This window comes from Dietzia sp. DQ12-76 (assembly GCF_014145045.1).
In the GTDB taxonomy this organism is placed as follows: Bacteria; Actinomycetota; Actinomycetes; order Mycobacteriales; family Mycobacteriaceae; genus Dietzia.
In genome coordinates this window covers 1-5,876 of sequence record NZ_JAALDV010000267.1, presented here as the reverse complement: position 1 = coordinate 5,876, position 5,876 = coordinate 1, and the positions used below count along the sequence as shown (strand labels likewise).

7 protein-coding genes are annotated in these 5,876 nt (G+C 69.9%); 6 read left to right on the top strand and 1 reads right to left on the bottom strand.

All coding sequences use genetic code 11. The features are described 5' to 3' along the window. The 4 genes from G6019_RS09825 to G6019_RS09810 form a co-directional block, all read left to right on the top strand. A partial coding sequence (locus G6019_RS09825; protein WP_182627498.1) for an arabinosyltransferase C-terminal domain-containing protein occupies positions 1-659 on the top strand: 659 nt, incomplete at its 5' end. A gap of 70 nt (positions 660-729) precedes the next feature. Beyond that, positions 730-1,515 (top strand): enoyl-CoA hydratase, encoded by a 786-nt coding sequence (locus G6019_RS09820; RefSeq protein ID WP_107755812.1) that lies wholly within the window; start codon positions 730-732, stop codon positions 1,513-1,515. After that, complete coding sequence (locus tag G6019_RS09815) at positions 1,503-2,735, top strand: GTP-binding protein (protein ID WP_182611951.1); 1,233 nt, start codon at positions 1,503-1,505, stop codon at positions 2,733-2,735. Before G6019_RS09820 ends, G6019_RS09815 begins: the two co-directional genes overlap by 13 nt. A 184-nt stretch (positions 2,736-2,919) precedes the next feature. Continuing rightward, entirely contained in the window at positions 2,920-3,810 is an 891-nt protein-coding gene (locus tag G6019_RS09810) for a LuxR C-terminal-related transcriptional regulator (protein ID WP_107755814.1), read from the top strand. 60 nt (positions 3,811-3,870) lie between these two features. On the opposite strand, the gene G6019_RS09805 is transcribed toward G6019_RS09810, so the two are convergent. After that, the gene (locus G6019_RS09805) at positions 3,871-4,446 is read right to left on the bottom strand and encodes a cob(I)yrinic acid a,c-diamide adenosyltransferase (RefSeq protein ID WP_182611950.1); all 576 of its coding nucleotides are present in this window, start codon (positions 4,444-4,446) and stop codon (positions 3,871-3,873) included. On the opposite strand from G6019_RS09805, the gene G6019_RS17600 reads away from it, so the two are divergent. After that, positions 4,445-4,567, top strand: coding sequence for a hypothetical protein (locus G6019_RS17600; protein ID WP_255458018.1), 123 nt, complete (start codon positions 4,445-4,447; stop codon positions 4,565-4,567). The genes G6019_RS09805 and G6019_RS17600 overlap by 2 nt on opposite strands. Positions 4,568-4,576: 9 nt before the next feature. Further along, the gene (murA, locus tag G6019_RS09800; RefSeq protein WP_182611949.1) at positions 4,577-5,860 is read left to right on the top strand and encodes a UDP-N-acetylglucosamine 1-carboxyvinyltransferase; all 1,284 of its coding nucleotides are present in this window, start codon (positions 4,577-4,579) and stop codon (positions 5,858-5,860) included. The last annotated feature ends 16 nt before the right edge of the window (positions 5,861-5,876 follow it).

Sequence of the window (5,876 nt, the reverse complement as noted above, 5' to 3'; positions counted from 1 at the left end):
CCGGCTCGTTCGCGCCGGACGCGATCCGCGTGGAGTTCGCCACCGACCCTGCTCCCGCCACCGCTCCGGCAGCCGGTGCCCCGGCCGCCACCGAGCAGTTCGAGTCGGCCGGGTCCGTCCTGCCCATCGACATCGGCCCGGCGCCGTCCTGGCGGAACCTCCGGGTCCCGGTCGACATGCTGCCCTCCGACGCCACGGCCATCCGGCTCGTGGTGCGCGACCTCGACCCGGATCCGTCGCGGTGGATCGCGGTGACACCTCCCCGGATGCCCGAGTTGGTGACCATGCAGGAGCTGGTCGGGGACTCGCGACCGGTGCTGCCGGACTGGGCGGTGGCGTTCCACGTCCCCTGCCTGCGCCCGTTCGAGGAATTCGCCGGCGTCCACGAGCTGCCCGAGTACCGGGTGCTGCCGGATCGGGACCTCGCGGTGAGCTCGACCAACACCTGGCAGGCCTGGGACGGCGGCGGGCCCCTCGGGTTCATCGAGCTGCTCCTGGCCGGCGAGACCGTCCCCACCTACCTGGAGCACGACTGGTCACGGGACTGGGGTTCGCTGGTGAGGTACGAGCCGTTGGTGCCCGGGGCGAGGACCGCGACGGTGGAGCACGGCGAGACCGTACGGTCGGGGCTGTGGAACGGGGGACCGCTCGCCAGATGACCGGCTAGCATCGGACCCGGAGCTTTTACAAGGAAGTCCAAGTATCCCCTGAGGCAGACTGGAGCACGCGATGTCCGTGACGGAGAAGCAGTTCGAGAACATCCTGGTGGAGCGCAACGACCGCGTGGCGGTCATCACGCTCAACCGACCCAAGGCGCTCAACGCCCTGAGCAGTGGCATGGAGAAGGAGGTCGTCGAGGCCGTCGAGGGTCTCGACTCCGACCCCGACGTCGGCTGCATCGTCATCACCGGTTCGGAGAAGGCTTTCGCGGCCGGCGCGGACATCAAGGAGATGAAGGACAAGAGCTACCCGGGGATCTACCTCGAACGGTTCTTCGGCGACTGGAAGCGGCTCACTGCCGCCCGCACACCGATCATCGCGGCCGTGTCCGGCTTCGCCCTCGGCGGCGGCTGCGAGCTCGCCATGATGTGCGACATGATCATCGCGGGCGACAACGCGAAGTTCGGCCAGCCGGAGATCACCCTGGGCGTGATCCCCGGTATGGGCGGCTCGCAGCGGCTCACGCGCGCGGTGGGTAAGGCCAAGGCCATGGACCTGTGCCTCACCGGCCGTCAGATGGACGCCGACGAGGCCGAACGCTCAGGCCTGGTCGCCCGCGTGGTCCCTGCCGCGGAACTGCTGGACGAGACCCTGAAGGTCGCCGCGAAGATCGCCTCGATGAGCAAGACCACCGCCATCGCGGCGAAGCAGGCCGTCAACCGGTCCTTCGAGACCACCCTCGAGGAGGGTCTGCTCGCGGAGCAGAACGCCTTCTACGCGCTCTTCGCCACCGAGGACCAGACCGAGGGGATGTCGGCGTTCGCCGAGAAGCGGAAGCCCGAGTGGCGGCGCTGAGGGATCAGCCCCCACGCGGGCACCTCGCCGGGGGTGGCGACGGGCGCCCGGATGCGCGCCGCGCCCCCGGCGATCCCCTGCCCGTGGTGGTCCTCACCGGCTACCTCGGTGCCGGCAAGACCACGCTTCTCAACCACCTGCTATCCGGAGCGCCGGAGTTGCGGATCGCCGCTATCGTCAACGACTTCGGCGAGATCGACGTCGACGCCACCTCGGTCGCCGGGCGTGTGGACTCCATGATCTCGTTGGCCAACGGGTGCGTCTGCTGTGAGGTCGACGCGAGCGAACTAGGTGACACCCTGGCCCGGCTGGCCGGGCCCGATCACGGGCTCGACCTGGCGGTGATCGAGGCCAGCGGTCTGGCCGAACCGGCGGTCCTGTCGCGGATGGTCCACGAGGTACCACGCGAGGTCGTGCGGCACGCGGGGATGGTCCAGGTGGTCGACGCCGAGGGACTCGACGATGCGATGGAGCGGCACCCGAGGTTGGCGGCGCATCTGGCGGAGGCGGATCTCGTGGTGGTCAACAAGTGCGATCTCGTGGACCGCAGCCATTTCGACCGGATCCGCGAGACGATCCGCCGGCACGCCCCTCGGGTCGCCGTCCTGCCCGCGGTCCGGGCGGCCGTGCCGACGGGTCTGCTGCTCGGGATGGAGCCGGATCGGTCCGTCGCCACCGGGGCGGCAGGAGATCCGGAGCCCGCGGAGGGACAGCGCGGGAACCACGACCACTCGCATCTCCGCGACCACTCGCACCTCCACGACGGCTACCGGGCTCTCACCGTGGCCCCGGCCGGACCCCTGCACCCCCGACGGTTCCTTGCCGCGCTCGCCTCGCCGCCGGCCGGCGTCTACCGCGCCAAGGGAACGGTGACCCTGTCCACCGTCGACGGTCTGCGACGGTATGAGGTGGCCCTGGTGGGGCGCAGGCTCGAGCTGCGAGCGGGCGGACAGGGCGCCGAGGGGGTGGTGATGATCGGCGTCGATCTCGACGACGACGAGGTGGGCGCGTTCCTCGGTGACGCGGTGCTGTCACCGGGGGAGGCGGTCGACGCGGAGGCCGATCTGGGCCTACACCCGTATCTCGTGGGTGACCCGGACGCCAGTGACGTCGAGGAGTGGATCTACGACGAACAGCGTGCCGCGCCTCTCACCGGGGCGGCCGCGATGCTGGTGGATCCGGAGGATCCCGAGGCATTCGATCCAGCTTTCACCCCCTGAGCGCACCCCGGTGGGGAAGACGGTGACGGTACCCCCGGGGTAGTCGGTCGGTGGCCTCCGCCTGAGGTCGGCATCAGCCCGGCCACGTGCGTATAGTGGCGCTGACTAAGGTGATGTGTGGCACGTGCGGGGGGTCGTCCCCTACTCGCGGTGGGGGTATGCCACGGACGTGGGAGGAGACCTCATGGACGAGGAGAGCGCCGGCCGTGGTGCAGCAGGGAACGCTGCGAGTGATGCGCAGCGTCGCCGGCGCGATCTGGCATCCGTGCGTAGCGCGATCTCTGCCCTGCGGGAGGCCACCGGGATCCCGGTGACCATCGGTGGGGTCGTCGGCGAGGGCCACACCCTCGTGCTGTCCGAGTCCCTCGGAATGCGAACCTCGGCGATGAAGGACCTGACGGTCCACTACGGTGCCGGCGTCGGTGGTCGGGTCATGGCCACCGGCAAGCCGGTCGGGGTGGCCGACTACCAGCGTGCCGGGGTGATCACCCACGAGTACGATCTCCCGGTTCTGTCCGAGGGTCTGCGCTCGATGGCGGCCATCCCGGTCGTGGTGGGTAAGGACGTGAGAGCGGTCCTCTACGCCGGCGTTCACTCCTCGGTCCGTTTCGGCGAGAAGGTCCTCAACCAGATGGCGGCCACCGCTCGTGCGCTCGAGCAGGAGATCGCGGTCAACGACGCACTCGCGGCCCGTGGCGCCGCCCCCATGGGGCCGGGCGCGGGGGAGGGGCGCTGGGATGACGTCCTGTCCAACGAGCGGATGCGCGATACCCACGCGCGACTGAGGATGCTGGCCTCGCGGACCGAGGATCCGGACGTACGGGCCGAGCTCGAACGGATCTGCGCCGAGATGGTCTCCCCGCCGCCGGAGATGCCGACCGCTCGTCTGTCCCGCCGCGAACTGGACGTTCTCGCCTGCGTCGCGCAGGGGAAGACGAACATCGAGACGGCCGCCGACATGGGTATCGGCGCGGAGACCGTGAAGAGCTACCTGCGCTCGGTGATGCGCAAGCTTGACGCGCACACCCGGTTCGAGGCGGTCAACGCGGCGCGGAGGATGGGCGTGCTGCCCTGATCGCCGGTCGGTGGGCCCGTCCGGCTCGTCGAACCCGGCGTCTTCCCGGACCCGGCGCCGTCAGCCCCGCTCGCCGCCGGGAACCCAGAGGACGTCACCGTCCGGATTGGCCACCCTCCCCAGCACGAACAGCAGGTCCGAGAGCCGGTTGAGGTACCGCGCCGGCAATACGGATGTGGTCTCCGGATGGGCGTCCGTCGCCGCCCAGGCGGCTCGCTCGGCGCGCCTGACCACGGTCCGGGCGACGTGCAGGTACGCCGCGCCGGGGGTGCCACCGGGAAGGATGAACGAGGTCAGGTCGGGAAGGTCCGCGTTGAACTCGTCGATCCACCCCTCCAGTCGGTCGATGTAGGACTCTTCGATCCTCAGCGGGGGGTACTTGGGGGCCTCGACCACCGGGGTGGCGAGATCGGCCCCGGCGTCGAAGAGGTCGTTCTGCACGACCCGGAGCACCTGTGCGACTCGGTTCTCCAGATCGCCGCAGGTCAACGCTACCCCCAGGGCCGCGTTGGCCTCATCGCACTCCGCGTAGGCGTGGAGTCGGGCGTCGTTCTTGCTCACCCGGGAGAAATCGGACAACCCCGTGGTGCCGTCGTCGCCGGTCCGGGTATAGATCTTGGTGAGGTGCACAGCCATGACGCCAACCTACCCGCGCGCCGACCCGCGGCCCCGGCTGCACGGTGGCGTGGTCCCGCCGGAGGCGTCGCGTCGTGCCGCGGACGCCGGGCTGCGCGGATTGCTCCCGCATCTCGCCTAAGGTGGACCCGTGAGCGGTAACCCCACGTCCCGCGAGGAGAGCTTCCTCGTCACCGGCGGAACCAGACTGGCCGGCGAGGTCTCTGTCGCCGGCGCGAAGAACAGCGTGCTCAAGTTGATGGCGGTCGCGCTGATGGCCGAGGGCCGGACCACTCTGACCAACTGCCCGGACATCTCCGACGTTCCCGCGATGGCGGACGTGCTGCGGCATCTCGGGTGCGCCGTCGAGATCTCGGGCGGCACCGTCGTGATCGACACTCCGGCGGACCTGGGGCACGTCTCCGACGACAGGGCCGCACAGAGGCTCAGGGCGTCCGTCTGCATCCTGGGGCCTCTGGTCGGTCGCTACCACCGGGCCGAACTGGCGATGCCGGGCGGTGACGCGATCGGGGATCGCCCGCTCAACTGGCACCGCGAGGCGCTCGAGAAGTTGGGCGCCACCACGAGGATGGATCACGGCCGACTGTTCGCCGAGGCGGCCGAACTCACGGGGGCCAGGTACACCCTGGCGTTCCCGTCCGTCGGCGCCACGGAGACGTTCCTGTTCGGTGCGGTCCTGGCGAGGGGGACCTCGACCCTGGTCAACGCGGCCCGTGAACCGGAGATCGTCGACATCTGTGACCTGCTGTCGAAGATGGGCGCCCGGATCAGCGGGGCCGGGACGAGCACCATCACCATCGAGGGTGTCGAGTCGTTGAGCCCGGTCAGCCACCGGGTGATCGGGGACCGGATCGTCGCCGCCACCTGGGCGATGGGAGCCGTGATGACACGAGGAGACGTGACCGTCACCGGTATCGATCCCATGTTCATCCACGTGGTCCTGGAGAATCTCCGGGGTGCGGGAGCACAGGTCTCGACCGGATCGGACTGGGTGCGGGTCACGCAGGAGGGACGCCCCCGGGCCCGGGATGTACGGACCCTGCCGTTCCCCGGTTTCCCGACCGACCTCCAGCCGATGGCGATCGCGCTGGCCTCGGTGGCGGACGGCGCGTCGGTGATCACCGAGAACCTCTTCGAGGCACGCTTCCGCTTCGTCGAGGAGATGGTGCGCATGGGAGTGGATGCCGAGACGGACGGTCACCATGCCAAGATCCGGGGTCGCGAACGACTCGACTCCGCCACCGTGTGGGCCAGTGACATCCGCGCCGGTGCGGGTCTGGTCCTCGCGGGGATGTGCGGAGACGCCGTGACGGAGGTCTGCGAGGTGTTCCACATCGACCGTGGCTACCCCGACTTCCTCGAGAAGGTGCGGTCGCTGGGCGGCCGGATAGAGCGCGTCGATACCCACCGCTGACCGAGCCGATGGCGCC

Excerpts from the sequence above, each read along its gene's own strand:
- G6019_RS09820 (WP_107755812.1), top strand. The coding sequence starts at position 730 with ATGTCCGTGACGGAGAAGCAGTTCGAGAACATCCTGGTGGAGCGCAAC.
- G6019_RS09810 (WP_107755814.1), top strand. The coding sequence starts at position 2,920 with ATGGACGAGGAGAGCGCCGGCCGTGGTGCAGCAGGGAACGCTGCGAGT.
- G6019_RS17600 (WP_255458018.1), top strand. The coding sequence starts at position 4,445 with ATGACGCCAACCTACCCGCGCGCCGACCCGCGGCCCCGGCTGCACGGT.
- G6019_RS09805 (WP_182611950.1), bottom strand. The coding sequence starts at position 4,446 with ATGGCTGTGCACCTCACCAAGATCTATACCCGGACCGGCGACGACGGC.